This window comes from Alistipes sp. ZOR0009 (assembly GCF_000798815.1).
In the GTDB taxonomy this organism is placed as follows: Bacteria; Bacteroidota; Bacteroidia; order Bacteroidales; family ZOR0009; genus Acetobacteroides.
On sequence record NZ_JTLD01000024.1, the window covers coordinates 17718 to 44448 of the forward strand.

The 26731-nt window shown below is 45.1% G+C and carries 20 protein-coding genes and 1 riboswitch; of the genes, 10 read left to right on the forward strand and 10 right to left on the reverse strand.

Going from position 1 to position 26731, the window contains the following annotated elements:
* The first annotated feature begins 169 nt into the window (after positions 1-169).
* Positions 170-1264: a 6-phosphofructokinase gene (locus L990_RS08040; protein ID WP_197057258.1), complete on the forward strand. Its 1095-nt coding sequence runs from the start codon at positions 170-172 to the stop codon at positions 1262-1264.
* A gap of 97 nt (positions 1265-1361) precedes the next feature.
* Here the strand turns inward: L990_RS08040 and L990_RS08045 are convergent, their stop codons facing one another.
* The 3 genes from L990_RS08045 to fbaA all read right to left on the reverse strand — a co-directional run bounded on the left by L990_RS08045 (position 1362) and on the right by fbaA (position 6645).
* Complete coding sequence (locus tag L990_RS08045) at positions 1362-3530, reverse strand: DUF4954 family protein (RefSeq protein ID WP_047447486.1); 2169 nt, start codon at positions 3528-3530, stop codon at positions 1362-1364.
* A gap of 1 nt (position 3531) precedes the next feature.
* Complete coding sequence (gene glmS / locus L990_RS08050; RefSeq protein WP_047447488.1) at positions 3532-5370, reverse strand: glutamine--fructose-6-phosphate transaminase (isomerizing); 1839 nt, start codon at positions 5368-5370, stop codon at positions 3532-3534.
* 201 nt (positions 5371-5571) lie between these two features.
* Positions 5572-6645, reverse strand: a complete 1074-nt coding sequence (gene fbaA / locus L990_RS08055; RefSeq protein WP_047447491.1) for a class II fructose-bisphosphate aldolase — start codon at positions 6643-6645, stop codon at positions 5572-5574.
* Positions 6646-7059: 414 nt separating this feature from the next.
* Here fbaA and L990_RS08060 point away from each other — a divergent pair, with 414 nt between their 5' ends.
* Positions 7060-8010, forward strand: a complete 951-nt coding sequence (locus L990_RS08060; protein ID WP_231562263.1) for an acyloxyacyl hydrolase — start codon at positions 7060-7062, stop codon at positions 8008-8010.
* Complete coding sequence (locus tag L990_RS08065; protein WP_081981650.1) at positions 8007-8741, forward strand: GIN domain-containing protein; 735 nt, start codon at positions 8007-8009, stop codon at positions 8739-8741. Before L990_RS08060 ends, L990_RS08065 begins: the two co-directional genes overlap by 4 nt.
* A gap of 32 nt (positions 8742-8773) precedes the next feature.
* Here the strand turns inward: L990_RS08065 and L990_RS08070 are convergent, their stop codons facing one another.
* From L990_RS08070 to L990_RS08095, 6 genes are all read right to left on the reverse strand, one after another.
* Positions 8774-9928 (reverse strand): membrane protein, encoded by a 1155-nt coding sequence (locus L990_RS08070; RefSeq protein WP_047447498.1) that lies wholly within the window; start codon positions 9926-9928, stop codon positions 8774-8776.
* 160 nt (positions 9929-10088) lie between these two features.
* Positions 10089-11435, reverse strand: a complete 1347-nt coding sequence (locus L990_RS08075) for a phosphomannomutase/phosphoglucomutase (protein ID WP_047447501.1) — start codon at positions 11433-11435, stop codon at positions 10089-10091.
* A gap of 115 nt (positions 11436-11550) precedes the next feature.
* Entirely contained in the window at positions 11551-11754 is a 204-nt protein-coding gene (locus tag L990_RS08080) for a DUF1858 domain-containing protein (protein ID WP_047447504.1), read from the reverse strand.
* A gap of 237 nt (positions 11755-11991) precedes the next feature.
* Positions 11992-13221, reverse strand: coding sequence for a homoserine dehydrogenase (locus L990_RS08085; protein ID WP_052180845.1), 1230 nt, complete (start codon positions 13219-13221; stop codon positions 11992-11994).
* 12 nt (positions 13222-13233) lie between these two features.
* Entirely contained in the window at positions 13234-14277 is a 1044-nt protein-coding gene (metX, locus tag L990_RS08090) for a homoserine O-acetyltransferase MetX (protein WP_047447506.1), read from the reverse strand.
* 3 nt (positions 14278-14280) lie between these two features.
* The gene (locus tag L990_RS08095) at positions 14281-15612 is read right to left on the reverse strand and encodes an O-acetylhomoserine aminocarboxypropyltransferase/cysteine synthase family protein (protein ID WP_047447508.1); all 1332 of its coding nucleotides are present in this window, start codon (positions 15610-15612) and stop codon (positions 14281-14283) included.
* A 277-nt stretch (positions 15613-15889) separates the two neighbouring features.
* A riboswitch (SAM riboswitch) is annotated at positions 15890-15993 on the reverse strand.
* Positions 15994-16209: 216 nt separating this feature from the next.
* Here L990_RS08095 and L990_RS08100 point away from each other — a divergent pair.
* The 6 genes from L990_RS08100 (at position 16210) to L990_RS08125 (ending at position 23894) form a co-directional block, all read left to right on the forward strand.
* Entirely contained in the window at positions 16210-16665 is a 456-nt protein-coding gene (locus L990_RS08100; protein WP_156121440.1) for a hypothetical protein, read from the forward strand.
* A gap of 198 nt (positions 16666-16863) precedes the next feature.
* A complete protein-coding gene (locus L990_RS08105) occupies positions 16864-19329 on the forward strand; it encodes a TonB-dependent receptor (protein WP_047447558.1) in 2466 nt (821 codons plus the stop codon).
* A gap of 62 nt (positions 19330-19391) precedes the next feature.
* Positions 19392-20204, forward strand: a complete 813-nt coding sequence (locus tag L990_RS08110) for a hypothetical protein (protein ID WP_156121442.1) — start codon at positions 19392-19394, stop codon at positions 20202-20204.
* Positions 20205-20594: 390 nt separating this feature from the next.
* Positions 20595-20948 carry a hypothetical protein gene (locus tag L990_RS08115; RefSeq protein WP_052180847.1) on the forward strand — a complete coding sequence of 118 codons (354 nt, stop codon included), beginning with the start codon at positions 20595-20597 and terminating at the stop codon, positions 20946-20948.
* A 393-nt stretch (positions 20949-21341) separates the two neighbouring features.
* A complete protein-coding gene (locus L990_RS08120) occupies positions 21342-22946 on the forward strand; it encodes a dipeptidase (RefSeq protein WP_047447514.1) in 1605 nt (534 codons plus the stop codon).
* Between the two features lie 375 nt (positions 22947-23321).
* Positions 23322-23894: a hypothetical protein gene (locus L990_RS08125; protein WP_047447516.1), complete on the forward strand. Its 573-nt coding sequence runs from the start codon at positions 23322-23324 to the stop codon at positions 23892-23894.
* A gap of 514 nt (positions 23895-24408) precedes the next feature.
* Here L990_RS08125 and L990_RS08135 read toward each other — a convergent pair.
* Positions 24409-24948: a hypothetical protein gene (locus L990_RS08135; protein WP_052180848.1), complete on the reverse strand. Its 540-nt coding sequence runs from the start codon at positions 24946-24948 to the stop codon at positions 24409-24411.
* Between the two features lie 359 nt (positions 24949-25307).
* Here L990_RS08135 and L990_RS08140 point away from each other — a divergent pair, with 359 nt between their 5' ends.
* Positions 25308-26696: an alpha-amylase gene (locus tag L990_RS08140; RefSeq protein ID WP_047447521.1), complete on the forward strand. Its 1389-nt coding sequence runs from the start codon at positions 25308-25310 to the stop codon at positions 26694-26696.
* The last annotated feature ends 35 nt before the right edge of the window (positions 26697-26731 follow it).

Below are 26731 nucleotides of genomic sequence, written 5' to 3' on the forward strand. Positions count from 1 at the left end.
TCATAATACTGTAAAAAATATAATCTGAAATAAAAAAGCCCCTTTACTATTCAGATATTTTTTATTTTTGGAGCGGCAAAATTTGGAGAAAAAGAAAATCAAGAATTCTCTTACGCGCCTATTGGATTTGCCAATAAATGACGTTTGAGAACATAAAGCATGCATCGAAATGAAGAGAGTTATGGTAGTAACCGGGGGAGGCGACTGTCCTGGTTTAAATGCGGTAATCCGCGGAATCGTTAAAAGAGCAGCACAAGAGAAAGATTGGGAAGTTGTAGGTTGCATCCAAGCTTACGACGGAATTTTAAGAGAGCCAACTGAAATAAAAGTCCTTGACGAAAAATCTGTTGCAGGAATTCACGTTCAAGGAGGTACTATTATTGGCACAACCAATAAGGGAGGCCCCTTTGCTTGGCCTGTAAAGAATGCTGATGGAACTTACTCGTTCATCGACAGATCAGATGAAATGATCAGAAAGATTCAGTACCTTGGAATTGATGCTGTTATATCTATCGGTGGTGATGGATCTCAGAAAATTTCTCAATCCCTATTTGAAAAAGGGCTGAATGTAGTTGGTGTTCCAAAAACAATAGATAACGACCTATCGTCGACTGACTACACTTTTGGTTTTCAAACTGCCGTTCAAATTGCATCAGATGGCATCGATCGTCTTGTAACCACTGCGGCATCTCACAACCGTGTTCTTATCATGGAGGTTATGGGACGCAATGCAGGTTGGATTGCACTTCACGCAGCAATTGCAGGAGGAGCAGACGTGTGCTTGATTCCTGAAATTCCATACGATATTACCAAAGTTGCAGAGAAAATCAACTCTCGCTACAATAAGGGCAGAGGATTTGCCATTGCAGTAGTTGCTGAAGGTGCTCTTGCCAAGGATGGTACAATGGTTTACGAAAAGCCAGATGAAGTTGGCTACGAAAACCTTCGTTTAGGTGGCATTGCCTCAAAAATAATGAAAGAACTAAAGGCTGCTGGAGTTGAAGCGGACATGAGAGAAACAGTTCTTGGACACCTTCAACGCGGAGGTAGCCCTGTTGCCTATGATCGTATTCTTGCAACTCAATTCGGAGTAAAAGCATTTGAGCTTGTTCTTGAAGGCAAGTTTGGTGAAATGGTAGCTTACCGTCACCCTGAAATTATTGGCGTTCCATTCTTAGAGGCGGTAGATCGTCCTAACTTCGTTCAACCAGATAGCGCTTTGGTTTCTGCAGCAAAGGGAATTGGAATATCATTCGGAGATTAATTTAATCGCTTTAATAAAAAAGAGGGACATTACAGTTCCTCTTTTTTTATGTCTATATCCCAAAAATTGGACACAGGCATTATCTTAAAATGAAAATTTAAAAGACAAATATCCTGTCAATATCAGAAAGCAACTCGTCATACTGCTTTATTGAGTAATCAATAAATTCGTTTTCATGCATTCCACCAAGAACCTGATCCATTTCTTCATCGTTATCATACAACATCTTACGGAATGGATCTTGATAGTCCTTTAGCCTCGATGCATAAATTTGTTTTTTTACATATTCAGCAAGCCCTTTACCGGCAACCGCTAAATTTTTAAGTATTTCTTCATCAACTCCTTTACCTGAAATCACCTCCAAAGCATATACGGCATGTAAAACTTTATCGTATAAGTAACTTGCATCCTGAGATCTATACTCTTGATGAATTTGAGTCCAACTATCAAACTCTCGCTTCTTTATTCGACGTTTTAAATCTTCGACAAAAGAGCATTTTACAATCTGCCCACCTAGATTAACCCAACATTTTTCAGCCTTATCTGAAGAAAGATTTAAAATAGTACGAATATTTAACCTATTCGTTTTTAGATATTCTAAAAATACATTTAAGGCATAGTATCTTACCATATCCTGATAAGCTGCAATTGCGAGCACTGGTTTTTTTATCAAGACATTACGTCTTGACGCTTCAAAGCCCAAGTTGTTTACTGTAATGGAGGTAGGATTGTAGCCATCTGCAATGGCAGCATCTGCCAATTTTTCAAAATTAGATGCATTAGCATCATTACCCTTAAACTCGATTGCAACTAGCTGCTTTAAACTGGAAATGGCATCTAGAATTTCCGAAACAGAGTCGGGAGCTAAGTAGTTGTATTCAAACTTTTGTTCTACAACCTTTCGATTATCTCGCTTTACAAACTTCCATGTATTTCGCTCTATGGCATACATGTTATATCTCCACCAGTAAGCAGGAATTATCTCCAACCTATTTTCGGCTTCATTATTAGCAACAAGAGCAAAAGGATAGCGAATATCCAAAGAGTGTAGGTAGTTGGCTTTTGCCAAAATTGTAAAGGAAGCAAAACGGCTATTGTGCTTTAATGTCGTTGATAAACCAGCCCAAAATCCCCTTTTCGCTGTGATTTCACCATCGTTTGCCCTTGATGTATGATTAGAGCCAATGGTTGCACCCGCTGCAATATTAGTTTGTCCAAATATCGATGCGGCAATTAGGAACGAGTTATTATGATGCTGCTCGTGGCTTGGAAAAATTAAAGAGTTAAGCACTTCGCAGCACGAAATTGTAGAGTTTTCTCCCAAAAAAGAGTTTATCAATCGAGCTCCATACTTAAGTGATGAGTTAACTCCCATTACAAAACGAACAGCTTTGGCTCCATAAAAGACTTTACATCCGTAGCCAATTATTCCATTAACAAGTTCAACTCCTTCACCTATCTGAGTTGGACTATCATCGGAAGAGTTAATTGTTAAATTCTTCAGTTTATTAGCCCCTTTGATATAAGTTGAATCCCCAATATTTACATCTTTAATGCTTTTTGTGCTCTTAATAATACAACCTTTTCCTACCTTACCGTAAAATCCGCGTAATGAAGAGTAAGAGTTTTCTGTAATCTCCTTAAAACAACTCATCAACTCCTTATCATCACGATATTTAGACCAAAGGTAAGCATCACTTGTTAGCATACCATCAAAAGGTAATACTTTACGACCTCCATTTTCATTGCAGATTTCCATCCACAACCGCTTATCTTCTGTTTCTCCATCTTTAATAATTCCATTGCCAAACTTAGCCTTCGGAGAAACCTCCATCTCATTGATATTAAACAGCATCGTTTCGTCGTCAATAATATAATGAGAAAGATAACCGACATTGTGAATAGCAACATTATTCCCAATATCGCTCGATATTATCATGGAGTTGTAAAGCCCTACAGGAAGCCTCAAATCGTGATACTCTAGGCACTGAGGCTCCAATTTTCCAATTCGAACAAGCCCAAAAAAGATGCAGTTCCTAACCAGACCAGGATTAAAAGGAGCATCAACAAGCACCGTATCCCAATTATCAGACATGTTTCCGTTTCGAACTAACATATCTACTTCCTGCCCCGTAAGCTTTCGGAAACCATTCTTTGGCTTTTGCTGATAGCGTATATAGTATTCATCCTTCCCTTCTGGGAGATGTTCTCTCTCTATAAAGTCGTAGCCCAAAAGCTGCGCATCAAATCTCTTAATGAATCCCATTTTACTCTACAGTTACAGATTTTGCGAGATTTCGTGGCTGATCAATATTGCAATCACGTAATTTAGCAACCTGATAGGCTAAAAGTTGAAGAGGTATAATGTTGAGTATTGGAGTAAACAGCTTATCCGTTTCAGGAATTTCAATAGTATAATCCGCCATTTCAGAAATGGTTCTATCTCCCTTGGTTACAATTGCGATAACCTTCCCTGACCGAGATTTAACTTCTTGAATATTCGAAACTATTTTTTCATAAGTTTTATCTTTTGGAGCTATAAAAACAACAAACATATTTTCATCAATAAGAGCTATCGGACCGTGCTTCATCTCGGCAGCAGGATACCCTTCTGCATGTATATAAGTAATTTCCTTTAACTTAAGAGCTCCTTCTAATGCGATAGGATAGTTTAATCCTCGTCCAAGGTAGATCATGCTAGATGCATTCTTGCAAGCTGCAGAAACTCGTTCAACAGCGGAATAAGAACTCTTCAAAGCTTCCTCTATTTTAGAGGAAATTTGTGTTAACTCGTGAACTAAGTACTTATACTTTGTATAATCAATATTGCCTTTCTCTTTTGCAATAAGCAGTGCTAACATATAAATTATTGCAAGCTGCCCCGTAAAAGCTTTCGTACTTGCCACCCCAATTTCTACACCAACATGCGTGTAAATGCCAGCATCTGTCATGCGAGCAATTGATGATCCAACAACATTACAAATACCTAAAACTTTAGCACCCTTTGCTTTCGCCTTTTCGAGCGCCACAATTGTATCTGCAGTTTCACCCGATTGCGAGATTCCCAAAACAACCGTTTGATCATCAATTACAACCTTACGGTAACGAAATTCAGAAGCAAAATCAACATCCGTAGGGATACCTGCCAAATCTTCAAACAGGTACTTAGCAACAAGAGCAGCATGGTAAGAGGTACCACATGCAATAATCATTATTCGCCTTGCCGATCGAATATCGTCAATATAATCTCTAATTCCACCTAACTTAATAATAGATTCATCAGCCTTTACCCTACCACGTAAGCAATCATGAAAAGTTCGAGGTTGCTCCATGATCTCTTTCAACATAAAATGCTCAAAACCACCTTTCTCAATGCTAGCAAGCTCAAAATCGAGTTCTTTCACATAAGGCTCTAACACATTATTATTTAGATCAACTAACTTATAGTCCACGCCATTAACAACAACCATCTCATTATCTTTAGGGTAGATAACTTTTGATGTATACTCTACTATTGGAGTAATGTCAGATGCTAGAATAAATTCGCCCTCTCCAATACCTACAGCCAGAGGGCTACCTCGGCGTGCAGCAACTAGAACTGTTGGTTCGTTTGTTGTGATTACGGCAATTGCAAAGGCACCAACTACACGAGTAAGCGCAACTCTAACAGCCTCCTCCAAGTCGCACTTTAGCTGATTTCTAATATCTTCGATAAAATGAACCAGAACCTCTGTATCTGTTTCGCTTTTAAAAATATGCCCTTTTGCTTCTAAATCAGACTTTAAAGTCAAATAATTTTCAATAATTCCATTGTGAACAAGAGCAATAGTTCCATCACCTGAAGTGTGAGGGTGAGAGTTAGCATCGCTGGGAATTCCATGTGTAGCCCATCTTGTATGACCGATTCCAACATGGCCATTCAAATTTGTATTCTCGGCATACTCCTCAAGATTAACAACCTTTCCCTTCTTTTTTACAACATTTAGACCTCCATTAATAAGAGCAATTCCAGCACTATCATAACCTCTATACTCTAATCTCTTCAAACCCTTTATGATGACAGGATATGCCTCCTGATGACCTACATATGCAACGATTCCACACATAATACTTATCCTCTTGGTTTGTTTAACTGTGTTTTCTGTATTTTACAAGACAAAAATAGGACATTCAAAGTTAAAACAAGGATAATTCATGATTTTTTGTGCAATAAATTGCATTCAATTAATACATATCCTATGAATCAACAATATATAAACAAAAAAGGCTACCCGAAGGTAACCTTTTGAATATAAATAAAGCTATAACTAGCCTAAAACGTTGATTGCATTAAGATCAGCAAAAGATTCTTTCAAACGCGCAATTACAGATTCTTCGCCTTTACGTAACCAAACGCGAGGATCGTAGTATTTCTTATTTGGAGCATCTTCGCCTTCTGGATTGCCAAGTTGTCCCTGTAGGTAAGCTTCCTTAGCAACATAGTACTTACGAATTCCATCCCAGAATGCCCATTGGATATCAGTATCAAGGTTCATCTTGATAACACCATATCCTATTGCCTCATGAATTTTAGACTTTTCAGATCCTGATCCTCCGTGGAATACAAAATCGACAGGCTTTGCTGCGGTATTGTACTTTGCCTGAATGTACTCTTGAGAAGCCTTCAATATTTCTGGGCTAAGAACTACGTTACCAGGCTTATAAACACCGTGTACGTTACCAAATGAGGCTGCTATTGTGAAACGAGGGCTAATTTTGCTTAACTCTTCGTAGGCATAAGCAACTTCTTCTGGCTGAGTGTAAAGCTTAGAAACGTCTACATGAGAATTGTCAACACCATCCTCTTCACCACCAGTTACGCCAAGTTCAATTTCTAGCGTCATCCCCATCTTAGCCATACGAGCAAGGTACTTCTTAGATAGTTCAATGTTTTCGGTTAGCGACTCTTCTGAAAAGTCTAGCATGTGAGAGCTAAACAAAGGTTTACCCTTTTCAGCAAAGAATTTTTCACCTGCATCCAAAAGGCCATCAATCCAAGGAAGAAGCTTAACGGCAGCATGATCGGTGTGCAGAATTACAGGAATTCCATAAGATTCAGCCACGTTATGAACGTGAAGTGCGGCAGAAATAGCCCCTGCAATAGCGGACTTCTGTCCATCGTTGCTAAGACCTTTACCTGCAAAGAAAGAAGCACCTCCGTTTGAAACTTGTACAATCACAGGAGAATTTACCTCACGAGCTGCCTCAAGAACAGCGTTAACAGTATCAGTTCCAGTTACGTTAACAGCAGGAATAGCGAATCCTTTTTCCTTTGCGTAAGCATAAAGCTCTTGAACTGCATCGCCCCAGATAACACCGGGCTGAGGTTTGAAATTAGCCATAATGGAATTATTTTGATGTAATAAAAATTGCGTTCAACTTAACCAGCGCAATACTTGCTTTTTTACACACTACGCTTCAATTTCCAAAGGTATAACTCTACAACTATGTAAACAAATCTATTACCACAAATTTAAGCCTTCTGCTAAAATGCGCATAAATAAGCAATAAAATTAGCCCTTTTTTACTAACTTTTCCTGAACCTAGTTTGTTAAATACTATATACAAAACAAATCACCCAGCCAATGTCCGATAAAAGAAGAAAACCGGTAATATATATTTTACTTATAGCAAGCTTTATATCTATTTTTCCATTTACAGCACTACCTGTAGATTCGTTAAAGGTAAATAGAGCGAGATTAAATATCACCCTATTCTCAGGATACTTATGGGCTCATCATACTAAAATGGAAGCCATGTACGAACGTAAACTTTGGGGACTTGAAGCTGCCTACGCCATAAAAACAGACGGACAAAAAAACTGGGAAGGCTACTACAACTATCCAGAGTATGGAATAGCATTTAGCTTCTACGATTTAGGTAGCCCCAACTACATGGGTAAAGCATATGCGCTTCAGCCTTACATTGCCTTCCCCCTATTATCACCTCAGAAATGGGGAAATATCTACCTCAAAGCTGCAATAGGTGCTGCGTATGTAACAAAGCCTTGGGATAGGCTATCCAACTATAAAAATGTAGGCATTGGTTCGCACTTTAATGCAGCGGCCAAATTTGAACTCCGTTCTAGCATAAAAGTGAGTAGACACACCTTAATCAACTTAGGATTAGCCTTTTCCCACATGTCTAATGGATCCACCAATAACCCAAATGCAGGAATAAACATGCCAAATATAAACGTTGGAACTACCTACAACTTCTCTAAAGGGCGGAGCTTCTTGCCTTACAAAAAATTAAACTACAGCCATAAAATATCATTCTCCACTTTTTTTAGCTTTAGTTCAAAAGATGTTTTTCCTGATGGCGTTGGACATTATCCGGTTTATACTCTTAGCAATGAGCTGTACAAGCCGCTAAACCTACATACTGGGATTACTGCAAACTGGGATATAATACTTGACGAGTCGCATTGGAAACTTGCAAGAATAAATGGAGACAATGTTTCAAAATTTGAAATGATAAAAACGGGAGTAACCGTTGGCTACCTTATGAGGTACAGCAAGTTTAGCACAAGCATCCAAATGGGGACCAACCTTTACTCGTACTATAAAACAGCAGGAACTATCTACCAGCGTCTGGGATTAAGATACGAAGTATTTCCGAGAACAAATCTACAAGTTGCGTTAAGAACCAACTGGTTTAATGCAGATTGTATTGAATTTGGAGTTGGATACAAATTTATTCAATGATGAAAAGAATTTACATATTACCAGTAATTGTGCTCCTCTGTAGCTGTAACAGTCCTGATGCATGGGACATCCTTAAGCCTGTAGGACACACGAAAACCGTTTCGCGAGAGCTTAACGATTTCAAAGAGATAAGGATACTCGAAAACGTTGAATTTAAAATAGTAGTTCAAGATACCGCTTCGAGAGCTATTGTTTCGGCAGGAAAAAACATCCTCCCCAAAATTAAAACGGATGTTTACAATGGGACACTTACAGTAAAAGACAAAAACGGATATGATTTTGTAAGAAGTTCTTCGCGAGTAACCAGAATGGAGATCTACACAAAGCAGCTAAACAAGCTAGAAACATCAACAGGCCGCAACTTTTACATATTAAGCAGCCACATATCCGACTCGTTAAGCATTTTGCTGCCACAATGCTCTGGAGATATGTCTGCGTCGATCAGTACAAATAAACTTAACCTCATACTTCGCGAATCGACCAGCAAGGTGGAAATTGTTGGGAGAGCCGACACCCTTTACTACAATGCAGGCCAATCGTTTGGCCCCATACTGCTATCACAACTAGAGGTAAAAAAAGGTACAATCGTTCAAAGTGGAAGTAACAACTTAGAGATCTACGTAACCGATTCTCTAAACGTTAGCATTAGCGGAATGGGAAATGTATACTACAGAGGAAATCCTCTGATAAAAAGTAAAATAACGGGAAAAGGGAAGCTTATAAAAATGTAAGAGCCCTCAATCGAGGGCTCTTGTTCCTATTTTTAGAATGTGATAAACATAGATAAAAGGACATGCAGCCAGTGAGCAAATACCCCAGCACAAAGGCCGCCTATCGTTTGAGCCACCAAACCCTTAGAGAGCAGTCCTCGATAACCGATAGAGTCGTACATGGCCGTATAGGTACTTAGAAATCCGCTCCAGCACATACCCATCGCAGTAAAAACAGCAACCACACCTCCGTCTATAAATCCAGCCGAAATAAACTGCTTCATAAGACCAAGAGCGGCACCAACAGCACCTAGTGAGGTGATCGGGAATGCTATTAACTCGGGATGCTTAAAGCCAAAGAAGAAATCGAAAAACCAGCTAACTTGTCCAGCTAACCAAGGCAATACCCTCACCCCTTCGTAGGCCAACCCCTGATAGCCTGCTGCGGGATTTGCAGGTCCAAAGGTAAGAATCATCACCAAGGTAGAGATAATTAGTACACCTGGGATAATAGCCAAACCTAGCTCAACACCTGTTTTTCCTCCATCCAAAATCGAGTTTAAGAAGCGAAGGAAAAGGCTACCTTCCGTTTTAAAAGATATTTTCTCGGCGCTTCCGCCGCTTGGTTTGGCCTCGCGTAGGTAGGGGCTATTCTTTATGCTCCGCTGCATTAACCGAGTGGAGATCATCCCTCCAAAGCCTGCTCCAATAATTCCAACAACTGCCGACGTAAAATACCCCAAGCTAGCCATGAATGTTACCACAACCAATCCCATTCCAAATGCGGTACCAAAATTTGTAAGGGATACCAGCTGGTGAGGTTTAAAATATTGGTTGAAGTTTTTATCCTTTAGCAGGCCAATAATTGCAGGATTATCAGAAAAGAAAGTCATAATACCACCTAGAGCGGCAACACCTGGAAGCCGGTAGATTGGTCCCATTAAAGGTTTGAAGATATACTCCAGAAGACGTATTACCCCAAACTCTATGAGCAAACGACTTAATGCACCCGATAGTACGGTAATTGCCATGATGTAGAGCACCGTTTTAAGCAGCAAATCATACGCCGTTGCCATTATCGTATTTATAAGGTTTGCCGTTCCCATTCGGCCTCCCAAAAAGCCAAAGAAGATAAAGAAAACCAACAAAAACGCTCCTGCTTCAATTCTCCGCCGAGTAAGAAACTGTAAACGCAGATATTTTTTCATCGATGCGAGACCTTTAGTTATTTTGAAGCAAATGTATTGGATAGCGGCCACTTTTCATATTTAGAAAAACAAATAAATTAAGGTTTAAAAACATACTTTTATAACAATTGAAATAGTTATTGCATAAAAAAAGGAGATACTGTTAGCATCTCCTTTTGTTTTACTTATAACTTGCAATTATCTGTCTTGCTTGCTCTACAATCTTATTGAGCTTATCCTCCGAGGTGGCCTCGGCTAGAAATCTCAAGTAAGGCTCAGTGTTTGAAGGGCGAACGTTTAACCACCAGTCGGCAAACTCAATTCGGTACCCATCAAAGTCGTAGAAGGCGGTCGGAGTCTCCGTTTCCTCAAAATGCTTCTTAATGGCATCCATGGCCTCCTGCTTCTGCTGTATCTTGAAATTTATCTCACCAGAATTATGATAAGTACCAATTTCGTCGACGAGCTGGCTGAATGCAACGCCCTTGCGCTTAAAATCGGCCACAACGTTGAGCGTAAGAATGGAGGCTAGAATTCCTGAATCGGAGTAGAAGAAGTCTCTGAAGTAGTAGTGGCCAGCGAGCTCGCCGCCAAATACGCCATCAATCTCGCGTAACTTTATCGCTGCGTAGGCACGCCCTACACGCCAGGTATGCATCTCTACACCAAAATGTTTTACGAGGTACTCTCCTACGGCCTTCGAGGAGCGGATGTCCTGTAGCACCTTCTGTCCTGCAGGCATATCCTTTAAGAAGTAGTGGCCTAGAAGCGCTATTATTAAATCGGGCGAAACGAAACGGCCCTTTTCATCAACAAACATTACGCGGTCGGCATCTCCATCGAAGATAACCCCGATATCGCTGCCGGTTTCGGCAACCAGAGCCTTTAAGTCAGCCACGTTTTCCTGTACCAGCGGGTTGGCCTCGTGGTTTGGGAAGGTTCCGTCCACATCGTCATAGATGTAGGCGGGCGCATCGCCAAGAATTTGGTGAATGAATAGCCCAGCCATACCATTGGAGCAGTCTACGGCTATTTTAAGGTTGGAAATATCCTGCAGCTTTCCGCGAAGAAACTCGAGATACTCCTCCTTTACCTTAACCGGCGTTACAACTCCACGTTTTTCGGCAACAACCACCTCGCCCGACTTAACCAGCTGCTCGAGTTCCTTTAAGCCAGCGTCGTAGCCCACAGGAAGCGCATTCTCGCGCGATATCTTTAAGCCGTTATACTCCCTAGGGTTATGCGAAGCGGTAATCTGAACCGAAGCCTTAAAGCCCAGCTTTGCGGTGGTATAGTAAACAAGCGGAGTGGTAGCCAATCCGATATCAAAAACATCTGCACCAGCATCGTTGATTCCTTTAACAAGGTACTCGTAAACTTCGGGCGAAGATTCGCGAGCATCTCTTCCTACCAAAATTTTGTTGGTATTAAGCAGGCGAGGAAGGAAGTATCCCATGCGGTATACGTCGTTCTTGTTGAAATCTTTGTTGTAAACACCTCTTATGTCGTAAGCGTGAAAAGCACCCATATTCCTAATTTTTAACGATTAATAATTAAGTCGGCCCTTCAAAATTGGGGGACACAAGTTACACATTACAACTATATTTGCAAACATTTGCGCCGAGATTGCCATCTTTTATTTGCTACTCCAAAGCAAGCTGGCGTAACTCGCTTACGAACTGCTGAATATCGGCCTGGTCGAATCCTTTTGCAAGACAAACCTCCTCGAGGGATCCCCAAATGGGCTCGCCGCATACGACGCACTTAATCCCCCTATCCATTAAATACTTTACGGCTGCGGGATACCGCTCCACCAGCTCGTCTATTTGAATTGTCTTATCAATCATAGCGCCTTCTGTTTGGGTTTAAATCAAACAAAAGAGAGCGGATGGATGTTCGCCGCTCTCTTTTTATGACAAATTGTCAGCAACAAAACTTTGGTATAGGTTCGGTGTAGGTTCGGTCTTCCTTCGGTCTTTGTTCGGTCTTGGCCCAAAAGGCGGCACGACAACTTGGCAGTAAAAAAGCAAGGGGCACCACTCCCGTGGTAACCCCAAGCGCTGTATAGAATCTAGCAGTTTGTTTTAGTCGATGGCTGCAATAAAGACATCCAGCTTGGGAAGCAGGTTCTTTATTTTTTGCAGCGAGGAGAGCTTTATGGTTCCGATCACATAGCTGTACTCCCTCGACGAGTACTTCTCGGTTATGTTTTCGAAGTCGAAATGGCTAAACGCGAGGCTCTCGCGGTAGCGAAGATAGATTTGCACCTCGGTATCGGTGGTGTAGGCCGGCGGCGTAAAGAAGGTGTGCTTCTTATACTCGTACTTGTAGCTGTGCGCGCGTGCGGTAATGTCCGAAAGTACCGAAGATGCCGTTGGGAATGCGCCGGCGCCCTTGCCAAACATAAACTGCTTCTCGTAGTACTCGCCCTCGATAATCACCCCGTTGTACTCGTTCTCTACAGAGTAGATGTAGTCGTCGGGGGCCACCAGCTTGGGCATTACGTACATGGTGAACGAATCCTCGGTGATTTTTTTCACCTGAGCCACCAGCTTAATCTTCAACCCCTTTTCTTTGGCGTACTGAATATCGCATGGGGCGAGGTTAGGAATGCCGCAGTTGAAGATCTCCTCGGGCTTTACAAGCGTTCCGAATGCATGCAGCGTAATAATGATTAGCTTAAACATCGAGTCGTAGCCCTCCACGTCGAAGGCGGGGTTGCTCTCGGCAAAGCCCAAGTCCTGCGCCTGCTTAAGCGCTGTATCGTAATCGCCATTTTCGAGGAATATCTTGGTAAGAATAAAGTTGGACGAGCCGTTCAAAATGCCAGTAATCGACTTGAGGAGGTCGTTGTCGTAGTATTCCTCTAGGTTGCGGATTACGGGAATGCTTCCGCATGCGCTGGCATCGTATAGCAGCGACACGTTGTGGGTACGCTGAATCTCTATCAGCTCGGGGAGATGCTCGGCTAGCATTTTCTTGTTGCCCGAAACAACGCTTTTCCCCTTTAGCAGCGACGATTTCACAATTTGGTACGCCTCGTCGGCGTTGTCAATCAGCTCTACCACCAGGTTTATCTCGTCGTCGTTTATAATATCGTTGGCATCTACGGTATAGAAGTTCTCCGCTACGTTACGCTCCTTTTCGGGATGCTTAATGCATACCTTTTTAATAGTAGCATCGACGGTACGGCTGTTTTTTAGCACATGGTAGAGCCCTTCGCCTACCACGCCAAAGCCAAAGAGGCCGATGGTAAGCTTCGCTCTGAGCTTACTGCCGCATTTCTTATCAGATTCGATTGTCAAAGTTTCCATAGCCGAACAGATTTAATCGTTTACACAAGTTGTTACATTAGCCTTTTCATAAAACGTATCGATTACAGCAGCCAGCTGCTTGTACTCGAGCAAAAAGCCGTCGTGCCCAAAGGCCGACGAGATGCCCACAAAGTGGGCGTTGGGAATATGCTGTTGCATCTCACGCTGCTCCTGAATAGGGAAAAGGAAGTCGGAGTCGATGCCCACAAGCAGCGTATTGGCTTTTATGCGGGCAAGTGCGGCTGGAACGCCACCTCTCCCCCTACCCACATTGTGAGTGTCGATAATTCGAGTTAGGGTATAGTACGAGTAGGCATCAAATCGGTTAACCAGCTTCTCGCCCTGATACTGCTGGTAGGATGATGCGCGCGATGCCTCTAGCGCGTTATCGTCCTGTTCGGGTTGCGTTTGGTTGTACCCTTCGTAGCTGCGGTAGCTTACCAAGGCCATCGTACGCGCCGCCTTCAAGCCGTCACGTCCGCCTTCTGGCGTTTCGTCAAAGAAGGTTTTGTCGGCTCTAATGGCCAGCCGCTGGCTTTCGTTAAATGCGGTAGCCCACGGTGTAACACGCGCGTTGCTGGCAATAAACACCAGATTTTTGCAAACATCGGGATTGGAAATGGCCCATTCCAACGCCTGAAAGCCGCCAATAGATCCACCAACAAGGGTGTGTATTCTTAATATGCCCAGATGCTCACGGAGCACCTCGTGCGCGTTGGCCAAATCGCGCACCGTAATCTGCGGGAAGCTTAAGTAGTAGGGCTTCCCCGTTATTGGGTTTACCGATAGCGGACCAGTAGTACCATAGCACGATCCAACCACGTTGGCGCACACCACAAAGTACCGACGCGTATCGTAGAACTTCCCCTCGCCTACCATCACCTCCCACCAATCCTCCACGTCGGAGTTGGCGGTAAGCGCATGGCAAACCCAAACCACATTATCGGCGCTGGAGTTTACTGCGCCAGCGGTGTGGTAAACAATGGTAAGGTCAGGTAAAACCTCTCCGCTCTCGAGCGGAAAGGTTCTCCCTAGGTTAAACTGATGCTTATTCATTTACTATAGTAGATTAGCGACCTGCTTCTCGCCTGCTGGCGACTGCGAATGCTCGATGGCATTAAAAGCTTGCTCCAGATCGTTGATGATATCATCGACATACTCTATCCCAACCGATAGTCGTAGCAACGATGGCGTAACGCCCGCACCACGCTGAGCCTCCTCGTTTAGCTGCGCATGGGTGGTTGCCGATGGCTGAATAATCAGCGTTTTTGCATCGCCCACGTTGGCTAGGTGGCTTATCAGCTTAAGGCTATCGACAAACTTTATGGTTTGCTCCTTACTTCCATTAACCTCGAACGAAAGCACCGAGCCGTAACCATTCAGGAGGTATCGGTTGGCAACCTGATGGCTTGGATGCGAGGCCAATCCGGGGTAGATAACGTTCCTAACCTTAGCGTGCGCATCGAGCCAGTTGGCAATCTTTAGGGCGTTGCTGTTGTGCCTATCAACACGCAGCGAAAGCGTTTCGAGGCCCTGCAGCAGCTGGAATGAGTTAAATGGGCTAATCGTAGCGCCCCAATCGCGAAGGCCTTCCAACCGAGCCTTTAATATAAAGGAGGCGTTTCCAAACAGCTCCCACAACGAATGGCCGTGGTAAGCATCTTGTGGTTCCGCGATCTCAGGAAATTTGCCATTGTTCCAGTTAAAGGTACCGCCATCGACAATCACGCCGCCCATCGATGTGCCGTGTCCGCCAATCCACTTGGTAGCCGATTCGACCACAATGTTGGCACCGTGCTCCAACGGACGAACGATATAGCCTCCAGCACCAAAGGTATTATCCACAATAAGCGGGATTCCATGCTTGGCGGCCAGCTTGCCTAGCTTCTCAAAATCGGGCACCACAAAAGAAGGGTTTCCGATCGACTCGACATATAAAGCTTTGGTATTCTCATCAATTAGTGCCTCAAAATCTTCGACCTTTTCGCTCGCAGCAAAGCGAGCCTCCACGCCGATACGGGCAAAAGAGATCTTAAACTGGTTGTAGCTCCCTCCATAAAGGAAAGGAGAAGAGACGAAGTTGTCTCCAATCTTTAGGATGTTGTTAATGGCGATGAACTGAGCCGAGTGCCCGGAAGCGACAGCCAGGGCAGCAACGCCACCCTCCAGTGCTGCGATTCGCTTCTCGAACACATCGGTAGTTGGATTCATCAAGCGCGTATATATATTTCCAAATTCTTTAAGACCAAAAAGGTTAGCCGCATGCTCGGAGCTGTTAAACGTATACGACGTTGTTTGATAGATGGGCACAGCACGAGAATTGGTGGTTGGATCGACTTCCTGCCCTGCGTGTACTTGTAGTGTATCGAAATGTAGCTTGTTTGTTGACATGATCTCAATTTTTTATATAGGTTTCCCGGGTCGCAACTTTTTGCGACAAAACAAATTAGCTCCAGAAGAGGAGGCAATAAAAAACTTGTAACGGATTAGCCCTAGCGAACGGCTAAGGATTACGAAAAGACATGCGGCAACATTCTAAACATCGCCAAGCATATAGGGATGAGATTTCGCGCGGCTAGCGCATTCGTGGCATTGTAGCAGCGCTACCTGTTGCCACAGCAGAGAAAACTTGTAGGAAGTAAATTTCTGATTTCATGCTGTTGTTTTTAAATTATAAACCCCAATATTGGGTAGGTTTTAGCACCATCTCCCCGTGAGGGAAGGTTGCTAGAGTTTCGACGAGCCTATTCTCTCCACTCTTCTTTATAACTCAAACAACCCTTTGGAAAGGATTATTGAACTGATGCAAATATAGGCTATTTTTTTTGATTCCAAACATTCTGCAAAATATTTGCTCCATCCCACCTAAAAATTAGGTTATTTTACCAACAGCACCCCACCTGTTAACCATCCTTTTCTAATAAAGTAGCGCTTTACAGGTAAAAGAATTTGGAACTTCCCCTTGGAAAGAATACTTTTACCCGCGATATGGAAAAGAGGAAAAGAATATCAACAATGCTTTTGCTGGCCTACCTATTTGTGCTAGCAGCCTCTTTTGTCCCCCATCATCATCACCATCTAAAAGACTTTTGTACCGACACCATCAGCCAGCATAACCACAATGTTTCGGACATTCTGGTAGACTGCTGCAAGAATCACGACAAGGATGGTTGCGCTCCTAAAGAGTCTAAGGGCTGTACCGACTCCGGCTGCATTGCAAAAAATGTCTACACCAACCACATTAGCAACGGGAAAAGCACCAGCTTGGCAGAGGCACCAGCCGTAGATCTTCCCTTTATACTTCTTCACGAAACCTACAACGAGGAATCGTCAAATGTACTTGAGGTACATTCCAAGATAGCTTACAATACCCAAGCAACGCCCATCAAGGAGCTGCTCCTAACAGGCGGCTTATCGCTTCGTGCTCCCCCTGCATTCTGCTAGGGAGATGTAAACTCACATCCATACAAGCTGATATTTCAGCACATCAACCAGCTAGCGACGGCTATCGGTGGCTTTGCATGCCTACCACATGCGTTCTAGCTCATCATTAATCAGCATGTATTTCGCATGGCTAGCTACGAGCTGCGGCTAACAGCTACCATGCAAACTACATCCAATTGGGAAAATATTTTTATTCAGATGAAATTACGTACACTACTTGTCGTGCTTATACTATGCATGGCTGCAGTAACCACCTTTGCCCAAGGAAATGTAAGGGGCAAAGTAAAAGGATTAACCAACAGCAAGCAAGAGCTGCTTGCATTTGCCAACATATACTGGGCAGGAACAACCATCGGCGTTCAATCGAACATCGACGGGACATTTAGCATTAACCACCCCAAGGGAGCAAAGCACCTAGTGGCCAAAACCATGGGATTTAAGGCCGACACCCTAGCCATTAAGCCGGGTATGGCCGAGGTAGAATTTGTGCTCTCGCCCGAAAACGTACGCCTCGACGAGGTGGTGGTAGCCGGAAGGCAGAAAGGAAGCACCATACTTGCCCTAACCTCGCTTAAAACGGAGGTTATCACCGCATCGGGACTATGCAAGATGGCCTGCTGTAACCTAGCCGAAAGCTTCGAGAACACCGCCAGCGTAAGCGTCGGCTTTAGCGATGCCGTTTCGGGTGCCCGCCAAATCAAGATGCTTGGACTTGCAGGTACCTACACCCAAATGCTCGACGAAAACCGCCCCGTGATGCGCGGTATCGCCTCGCCCTACGGGCTTACCTACACTCCTGGCCAATGGCTGGAGAGTATTCAGGTATCCAAAGGTCCCGGATCGGTTGTTAACGGCTATGAAGCAATTACCGGCCAAATAAACGTAGAGCACCGCAAGCCAACCGCCAAGGAGCCTCTTTTTGTGAACCTCTTTTTAGGGAGCGAAGGACGTACCGAGGCCAACGTAGCCTCCTCGCTGCAGCTCAACAACAAGCTTAGCACCGTTACCTTGCTGCACGCCTCCATCGACCCTCAGAAGCTAGACCACAACAAGGATGGATTTACCGATTTACCCATTGCAAAGCAGGTAAACGTTGCCAACCGCTGGCTATACATGGCCGATAACGGCGCACAGCTGCGTGCCGGCTTTAAGCTGCTGGCCGAAGAACGCGACGGAGGTCAAATGAATAGCGCATCAACGGTAAATAACTTTGGTTTGGGACGATACACCTCGAAGATTAACAACAAGCAGGTGAATACCTACTTTAAGTTCGGCATTCCTATCGGTCCAAAGCACAATCACGAGGATGATGAGTGTACCGACGAAGGTTGTACCGAGGATCACGATCACGAAAAGGCTGAGGCCGACCACGACCACAAGGGAGGTGCCAGCGCCGAAGAGCACAAGCACGAGCATAACGGAGAGGCGTGCACCGAAGATCACGACCACGAGCATGAGCATGCCGAGGAAGGACATACCGAAAAGTGCAACCACGTAGAAAAGAGCCTAGCATTTGTTGCCGACTACACCTTTCACGATCAAAACTCGATTTTCGGAATTAAGAGCTACGACGCCAAGATGCATTCGGCGTTTGCCAACGTGCTGTTCCAAGGCGGGTTTAATCCGAGCAACAAGTACACCGTAGGGGCCAGCATCCGCCACGACATTTACAAGGAGCTGCTTACCGACAAGTACTTTGCGAAAGGTGCTACCAGCATCAACGATATGAAAACAGCCATCAGCAACCTCGATAAAACCGAAACCGTAGCCGGTGCTTTTGGCGAGTACACCCTATCGCTTAACGACAAGTTTACCTTTATTGCTGGCGCGCGTGCCGACCATAACAGCATTTACGGATGGCTGTTTACTCCCCGTGCCAACGTTAAGTGGGATATTACCGACAAGCTAACCTTCCGTGCTTCGGGCGGACGCGGATACCGCTCTCCCAACCCCATCTCCGACAACCTCGGAATCTTGGCTACAGGCCGCCAAATTGCGGTAGATAACGACCTAAAGATTGAGGACGCTTGGACCTACGGAGCCAGCCTAGTGAAGTACTTTAAGCTATTCAACGACGAGCGCGCATCAATAAGCCTCGACGCCTTCCGTACTCACTTCAAGAACCAGCTCATTGTCGATCAGGAGTTCAACTCGGCCGTAGTTAGCCTATATAACCTCGACGGACGCTCGTACACCAACAGCATCCAGGCCGATTTGAACGTGGCGCCTATCGAACGATTCAGCATCTTTATGACCTACCGCTACACCCAAGCCAAAGTCGACTTAAAGAATCAAGGTTTTGTAACCAAGCCGCTTGTCGACAAGTTTAAGGCGCTTATCAACCTGCAGTACGCAACCCGCATGAACAAGTGGACCTTCGACTTTACCGCTCAGCTAAACGGACAGGTTCGCCTTCCCAACCTTGGCGACAACGTGAATGCCGACTACGAGTATTCGCCCGTTTACCCCATGTTCTTTGGGCAGGTAACCCGCAAATTCAAGAAGTTTGACGTTTACGTAGGCTGCGAAAACATTGGCGACTACACCCAAAAGAACCCTATCATATCTGCTGACTCTCCCTTCTCATCGTCGTTCAACTCGTCGTCGGTGTGGGGACCGCTTATGGGACGTAAGGCATACATTGGTATGCGCTTTACGCTATAGCCGTTGCATACAAGGTAGATTTTGGAACAACCTACAGGAGGGGCAAATCATTGCCCCTCCTTTTGTTTACGAGCATCGGCCTAGCTGCTTCAATGCCGCTTCGCGCAGCGGCTAGAAAAGCGACAGCAGCCGTATTCGGAACTCAGCTAAACGATCCAACTATTCCGCCCCAGCCTCAACTCCTACAGTACGCCTACTGCTTTATCCTTCACCACCCTCAACTACAAGCACACCGTAATCGAAATGAAGGGCTCCACCCCTCCTTCTATGGCAGCAGGCCTAAATTTCGACTTCGAGAAACAACGGTCCGAACACCTGCTTCTCACAAAACCCATCGCCCTCTTAGCAGGAAAAATCACCTACAATATACTGGCAATAAGCAGGTAAGCGAGTTCCAAACCTTCGATGATTTGCTCCAAACCACGCAACGTTTGCTCCAAACCGTCGATGGTTTGCTCCTAACCACGCAACGTTTGCTCCAAACCGTCGATGGTTTGCTCCAAACCACGCAACGTTTGCTCCAAATCGTCGATGGTTTGCTCCTAACCATGCAACGTTTGCTCCAAATCGTCGATGGTTTGCTCCTAACCATGCAACGTTTGCTCCAAACCGTCGATGGTTTGCTCCTAACCACGCAACGTTTGCTCCAAATCGTCGATGGTTTGCTCCTAACCACGCAACGTTTGCTCCAAACTGTCGATGGTTTGCTCCTAACCACGCAACGTTTGCTCCAAATCGTCGATGGTTTGCTCCTAACCACGCAACGTTTGCTCCAAACTGTCGATGGTTTGCTCCTAACCACGCAACGTTTGCTCCAAACCGTCGATGGTTTGCTCGAAGCAATCAATGGTTATCGCCAACCCATCAATGGCTAAGAGCAACGGTCTTTACCGTTGGGGCTATCGGTTTAATAAGAGGAGCGCTGTACCAACGGAAATGCGCTAAGCAAGTTCGGTTAGGACGTAGCCACACCCCACCAACGGGAAGCGGCTGCATAAACGCTTGGCGGAGGCTCCCTGCTGCTGCTAACAACGCCTGCTAACGAGGTGGCTACCTGGCAGCCTACGTGGCAACAAAAAACCCGCCACTTTTTTGAACCATTTTTTTAGAAGCACGTTCCTAAATTATTAACATCCGGAATAGACTGTAGGTCATGCAGCTTAGAAAAGGGCGTTTGCCTTATACTAACGGTCAAAAGAGCAGAGCCTACCTGTTTATGACGAAAGTAAAATGATTTTATAACTTAAAGCGGAAAGGAGGTATTTATGGCACGAGCAAAAAGAACATCTACCTCGCTAGATAATCTAAAGCTACGACTTTCGGGAATGACATCTATCGATCCTAAGCTCGATCTTGGTAACGAGATTACAGCAGCAGAGGCCGAAAGCTTGGTAAAGACATGCGACACGATGCTTCAAAACTACAACACGCTACTCTCCGATATCGACGAGCAGCAGTTTGCACTTGAGAAAATCGAAAAGAAGATTGACACCTTCTGCGCAAACATTCTATCATCTGCAGCAGTTAAGTTTGGTAAAGACAGCATCGAGTACGAAAAGGTTGGAGGCACGCGCATCAGCGACATTAAGCGTAACAAAAAACCGGGTTCTGACAAGTAGCTTGCTTTTTATAAAGCCTAATCGGACTTTTTGTGATTTTAAGGAGGCTACTTCGGCTTGAGGTGGCCTCTTTCGGTTTAAATGCCCCTCCATCCTACAGCGCTGCCGCTAGGCTACCTCCCAGCGCGTGATTCTTAGGTAGCAGCCATTGGTAAAAGGGTGTAACGCTACCATTCCTTGCGCATCAAAGCCGCCCATTCGGAGCTAAGCCTCGTCCCCTTCTCGTTCCCCCTTTTTCCTAAAAATAGTCGGCCGTTGTTTTCGGTATATGGCAGATTATGGCTAGCATTGCAGCGTTAACAGGAAATCGCATACATTGCAACCTAAAAGGCCACATGGCTAGCGCTACGCCTATCCATGCGGATGCTTCTAACCATTAAACATCTTACCGGGATGAATAAAAGAATAAAGGGAGTTGTACTCCTATGGCTGGGGATGATGGCAGGCTTAAGCGCCTACTCGCAGCCCAGCGATCCCTACTTTGGGGAGACCTGCACCAGCATCATGGTGGGCAAAAAGGCCACCATCGACAAGTCGGTTATTACCAGCCACACCTGCGACGGCAGCTACCGCACCTGGCTAAACGTGGTGCCTGCTGCCACCTTTGCCGACACCGCCAGGCACTTGGTGTACAAGGGAACGCTCAAAACCGAAAGCGTAAACGACAAAAACGGGCTTACCCTGGTAGGCTCCATCCCTCAGGTTGCCCAAACCTACGGCTACCTAAACACCGCCTACCCCTGCCTCAACGAAAAGCAGCTGGGCATGGGCGAAACCACCATCGTGGGACGCAAGGAGCTGGTTAACGAAAAGGGGATGTTCAACATCGAGGAGCTGCAGCGCGTAGCCCTTCAGAGATGCACCACCGCCCGCGAGGCCATTAAGCTTATGGGATCGCTCGTTAAGCAGTACGGCTACGGCGACTGGGGCGAAAGCCTTACCATTGCCGACAAAAAGGAGGTTTGGCTATTCGAGGTGTTCGGCGAAGGTCCCGACCACATCGGTGGCGTATGGGCCGCACAGCGCATACCAGACGATCATGTGGGCGTATCGGCCAACTTCTCGCGCATCGGCGAGATAGACCTCTCCCAGCCCGACTACTTTATGGCATCGGACAACGTTAAGGAGGTGGCGCAACGCCTTAAGCTGTGGGACGGCACCGCGCCTTTTAAATTCTGGAAGGCTTTTAGCCACATCAAAAAGCCGTTCACCATCCGCGAGTTCTTTATCCTTAGCAGCTTTGCCCCATCGCTCAACCTTAAGTACGATGCCGACGAAATCCCCTTCTCCGTAAAGCCAGAGAAGAAGGTAGCCGTGCAGGATGTGTTTGCCCTATACCGCACCACCTACGAAGGCACCTTCTACGACATGACCAAGAACCTAAAGGTGGTAAAAACCACCTACAAGAAGGATGGATCGGTAGAAAAGGTGGATACCGTGCTGTACGAAGGCGCCAACCCTTGGATGGGTAAGGATGAAATAGCCATTTACAACGCCCTTAAGCCCGGATCGGTAGAGTTTCAGCGAACAGTATCTGTAGCATGGTGCTCCTACTCCGAAATCATACAGCTGCGCGACTGGCTACCCGACGAGGTTGGCGGCGTGGCGTGGTTCTCGTTTGATAACCCCGGCCAAAGCCCCCGTTTGCCCATCTACTCGGGCAACCTATCGCTCCCCGACAGCTACAGCATCTGCGGGCAGCAGCGCTACCGCGAGGATGCCGCGCTATGGAGCTTCCGCAAGGCCAACAAGCTGGCTACCGTTAAATGGCAAAAGAGCCGCAAGACAATAGAAACCGAGGTGGCCACCCTCGAAACCAAGGCGCTAGCCGAACAACCCGCCCTAGAGGAGCAGGTAAAGGAGCTGGTGAAAAAGGGGAAAAACAAGGAGGCCCGCGAGCTGGTTACCCGCTACTCCAACGACTTTGCCCGCAGCGCCATGCAGCGCTGGACCGAGCTCGAAAGATCGTTCTGGGGCCAGTTTGGACGAGGATTCTAGTCCTGACACCCCCACAAAAGCATACGGCGGAGCATCCCATATGGGGTGCTCCGCTTTTCGTTAGCATGGTTGTTAATGCGTTTGATTCAGCAAGTAAAGGCAGCTTCTCAAAAAGTAGGCACTGGGATCTGTTATTCAGCAGCGCCACCCCACGCCGAACTACCCTAATCCCCAAATGAGGGTTTCCTCCATTCTTTGATTTCAACAAGATAGCGTTACAAAAAGGGTCGCTTCCCGCTGCTCATCCCTAAATATGGATAGCTTACAAGCGGCTATTCCAGAACCTTTTTAAAAGGTCATTCAAATATTTAATCATACGAATAGTTCTATCGTTGTTTTTCTATATTTACGCACTAAATAGCATAAAAATTACACATGAAACATTTTAAGTTACTCCTTCTTGTGATAGCCTTTTTAGGGATAAAACTCCCCTCCTTTTCACAAGGTTTTACCCCACCAGCCGACTCCAATGCGGTTGTCTATTTCGTTAGAGTCTCCAATTTTGGAGGGGCTATATCTTTCGAATACTTCGACAACGAAAAGTTTGTAGGTATTTTCAAAGGGAAAAACTACATGAGATATGAATGCCCTGCTGGGAAACACCTGCTTTGGGCATCGTCGGAGAATAAGGAGTTTTTAGACTGCGACCTAAAGGCTGGAGAAATCTACCTTGTTCTTGTAAACATCGAAATGGGAATGTGGAAGGCAAGAGTTGAATTAGAGCCTCTTACCGTTGACAATAAAGATTTTGAACGGGCAAAGGCGCTGGTACTTAAACAAGCACCAATAGAAACTTCCGAGGATAAAATCAAATCGACACAAGAAAAGCTAACCGAAAGAGGGTTTGTGGAGAATATCATGAAGCTGTACGAAGAAAAATGGAAGCACGACGAGTGTACCAAAAAGCTCAACTCGGAATATGCCATTCCCCGCGAAAAGTTAAACTAGCTAGGTAAAATAAGTAGAATATCATTCGGGAGTATGTAGATACTCCCGAATGCTTTAAAGCTATCTCAATACGAATAAATGATACAGGTAGAGCTTTAGCCTTTTTGCTAGATCAATTTTTATTCAATTTTATCCTTTCTTTCTTACAGGCTGCTACTACTTATCGAAAAGATTAAAAACAGAAATAACAAATAAGCTATCTACACATGGGAATAGGAGGACCAATACTGAATTTTATAGGAGCAGTAGTAAGATGGATATATGGAACCTTATGGAGAACTATTGCCCAAAAACCAAAATTCAAATTTCGCGAGTATTTATATGGTCCTGAAAATTCGGACGACTGGTACGATCTAACAGGGCACTGCTTTGTGAATAAAATTGTTGCTTTGGGTGCTATAGTTCTAATTTTACTATTAAGGTTTTGGCATTAAAATCAGCGATCCATCCATAATCTCCAACTTCTGCTACAAAACATAAAATAGGGCCCTACTATCGCTAGTAGGGTCTCCGCTTACGCTTTAGCATCCTCTCTTCGCTGAGCAAACACCTCCTGTGTCAGCTGCCAGCTTTTACCTCCATCGGCAGAAACATAAGCCTCCCACTTAAACGTACTCTCGGTAATATCCCTAAATAGCCATTTTGAGATTAAAGGTTTCTCGCCTAGGGGAATCTCCAAATGAACTATCTGGCTACCCTCAACCATCATCCTCAAAATATTGAATTGCGGGTTAACGGCACCTATCCAAGCAGCCTTAACGCAATCTTCCCCTTTGTCATAAAAGCGGATGGTGGTTCCATACTGCCCTAACGGATACTCACCCGTTCCTCGGTGAACCACGCTAGGGCAAATCCAGCTATCCTGTACGGCTTTTCCTTCTAATACCCATGCAAAGTGCCACTCGCCAGGAACATTCCAGGTGCTACCATCCTCCTTATGTCCCACCCAATCGAAATCCCATGCACCAATAAGCGGTTCATACGCCTTTAGTAAAGGATAGATTTCGGGATGAGGAGCCTTTGCTACCAACGTTTCGATAAAATGCCTATTCATTATGCTTAATGGTTAAGTAAAACAGCAAGTAGAGCTAAAATATTCGTACTTCTAATATCAATAAGCTTACGGTATTGCCCTACCAGCCGCTACCTTAAGCCTTTTGGCAAATAGCCATTTACATGTTTAACAACACACAATGCAAACGCAAACGTTACCGCAATCGAATCCGCAAACGTTAGCTACGATTCTTTCTAAGAAATGGCAGCAAACACATAGACATCAATTGACATTAACAAGAAAACGACATAATTTTAACTTACATTAATTCCAAGACTTCAAATATAGTATCTTATAACCAAGTATAGCACAGCGTGCGGCTATCAAGCCAACCGTTTTGCTAGTTAAACCTCGTAAACATGAAAAGAAATCAGAATCGCTTTTTCCGGCTAGTAGTAGCATTGAGCCTAACGGTTCTGCTACTTGGAGGATGCAACAAAGAGCAGCCCATCAACGATGCTAAGCAGAGCAGCGCCACCGCCATCGTCAAAAATGGGAATTACCTCAAAACAACCACCAATGCGAGCGTAATGATGCAGGCCTTCTACTGGGATGTTCCTGCTGGCGGAACCTGGTGGGATGCCCTAAGCACAAAAGTTGACGATTGGAGCGCTGTCGGCATTAACGCCATATGGCTTCCACCTGCATCGAAAGCGCAAAATGGCGCTTACTCCATGGGTTACGATCCCTTCGACTACTACGACTTTGGACAGTACTTCCAGATGGGATCAACCGAAACGCGCTTTGGATCAAAAACCGAGCTGCAAAACCTAATTAGCACTGCGCATCAGTATGGGCTAAAGGTTTACGCCGATATTGTTATTAACCACAACAGCGGCGGTGCATCGGAGGCAAATCCATACACCAATACCAGCACATGGACCAGCTTTACCCCTGCCTCCGGACTCTTTACCCGCACCGCCAGCGACTTCCATCCAAACAGCTTCGACCAAAGCGACCTTGGGGCATTTGGAGGCTATCCCGATTTATGCCACAACAACCCTCACGTACAAGATTGGCTGTGGAAGCTACCCAACTCCGTTGCCAAATACTACAAAAATGTAATGGGTTTCGACGGCTGGCGATTCGACTATGTGAAAGGATACGAGCCATGGGTTGTGCGCGAATGGAACAATGCTGCAGGAGGATTTTCTGTTGGCGAACTTTGGGATAGCAACGTCGACTACCTAAACTGGTGGGCCAACGAAGCCAACTCGTCAGTTTTCGACTTTGCATGCTACTACGCCATGAACGATGCCTTTGATGGGAACGACCTCACCAAACTCAATAGAGACATGATGTGGAAAAGAAACCCATTCCGTGCGGTAACCTTTGTCACCAACCACGATACCGACGAGATATGGAACAAGCTACTTGCCTATGCCTACATCCTTACCCACGAAGGCTACCCCTGTATCTTCTACCGCGACTACGAGGAGTGGTTAAATAAGGATCAAATGAACAACCTGATTTGGATTCACAACAATTTGGCAGGCGGTTCTACCAATATTCTTTACGCCGACAACGATGAGTATGTTGCCCGTCGTAACGGATACAACAATGCAGGGTTGGTGGTGTACATCAACAATGCAGATACCTGGCAGGAACGCTGGGTTGAGACAAACTGGTCGAATACCCGCATAAAAGATTACACAGGACACTCGAACTGGGAACCTGTAACCCAAAGCGGTAAATGGGTAAAGGTGCAAGCACCGCCCAAAAGCTACACCGTTTGGTCGGTAAAGTAGCACCATAAAACAAGCAATCCGCTATACTTCAGCGT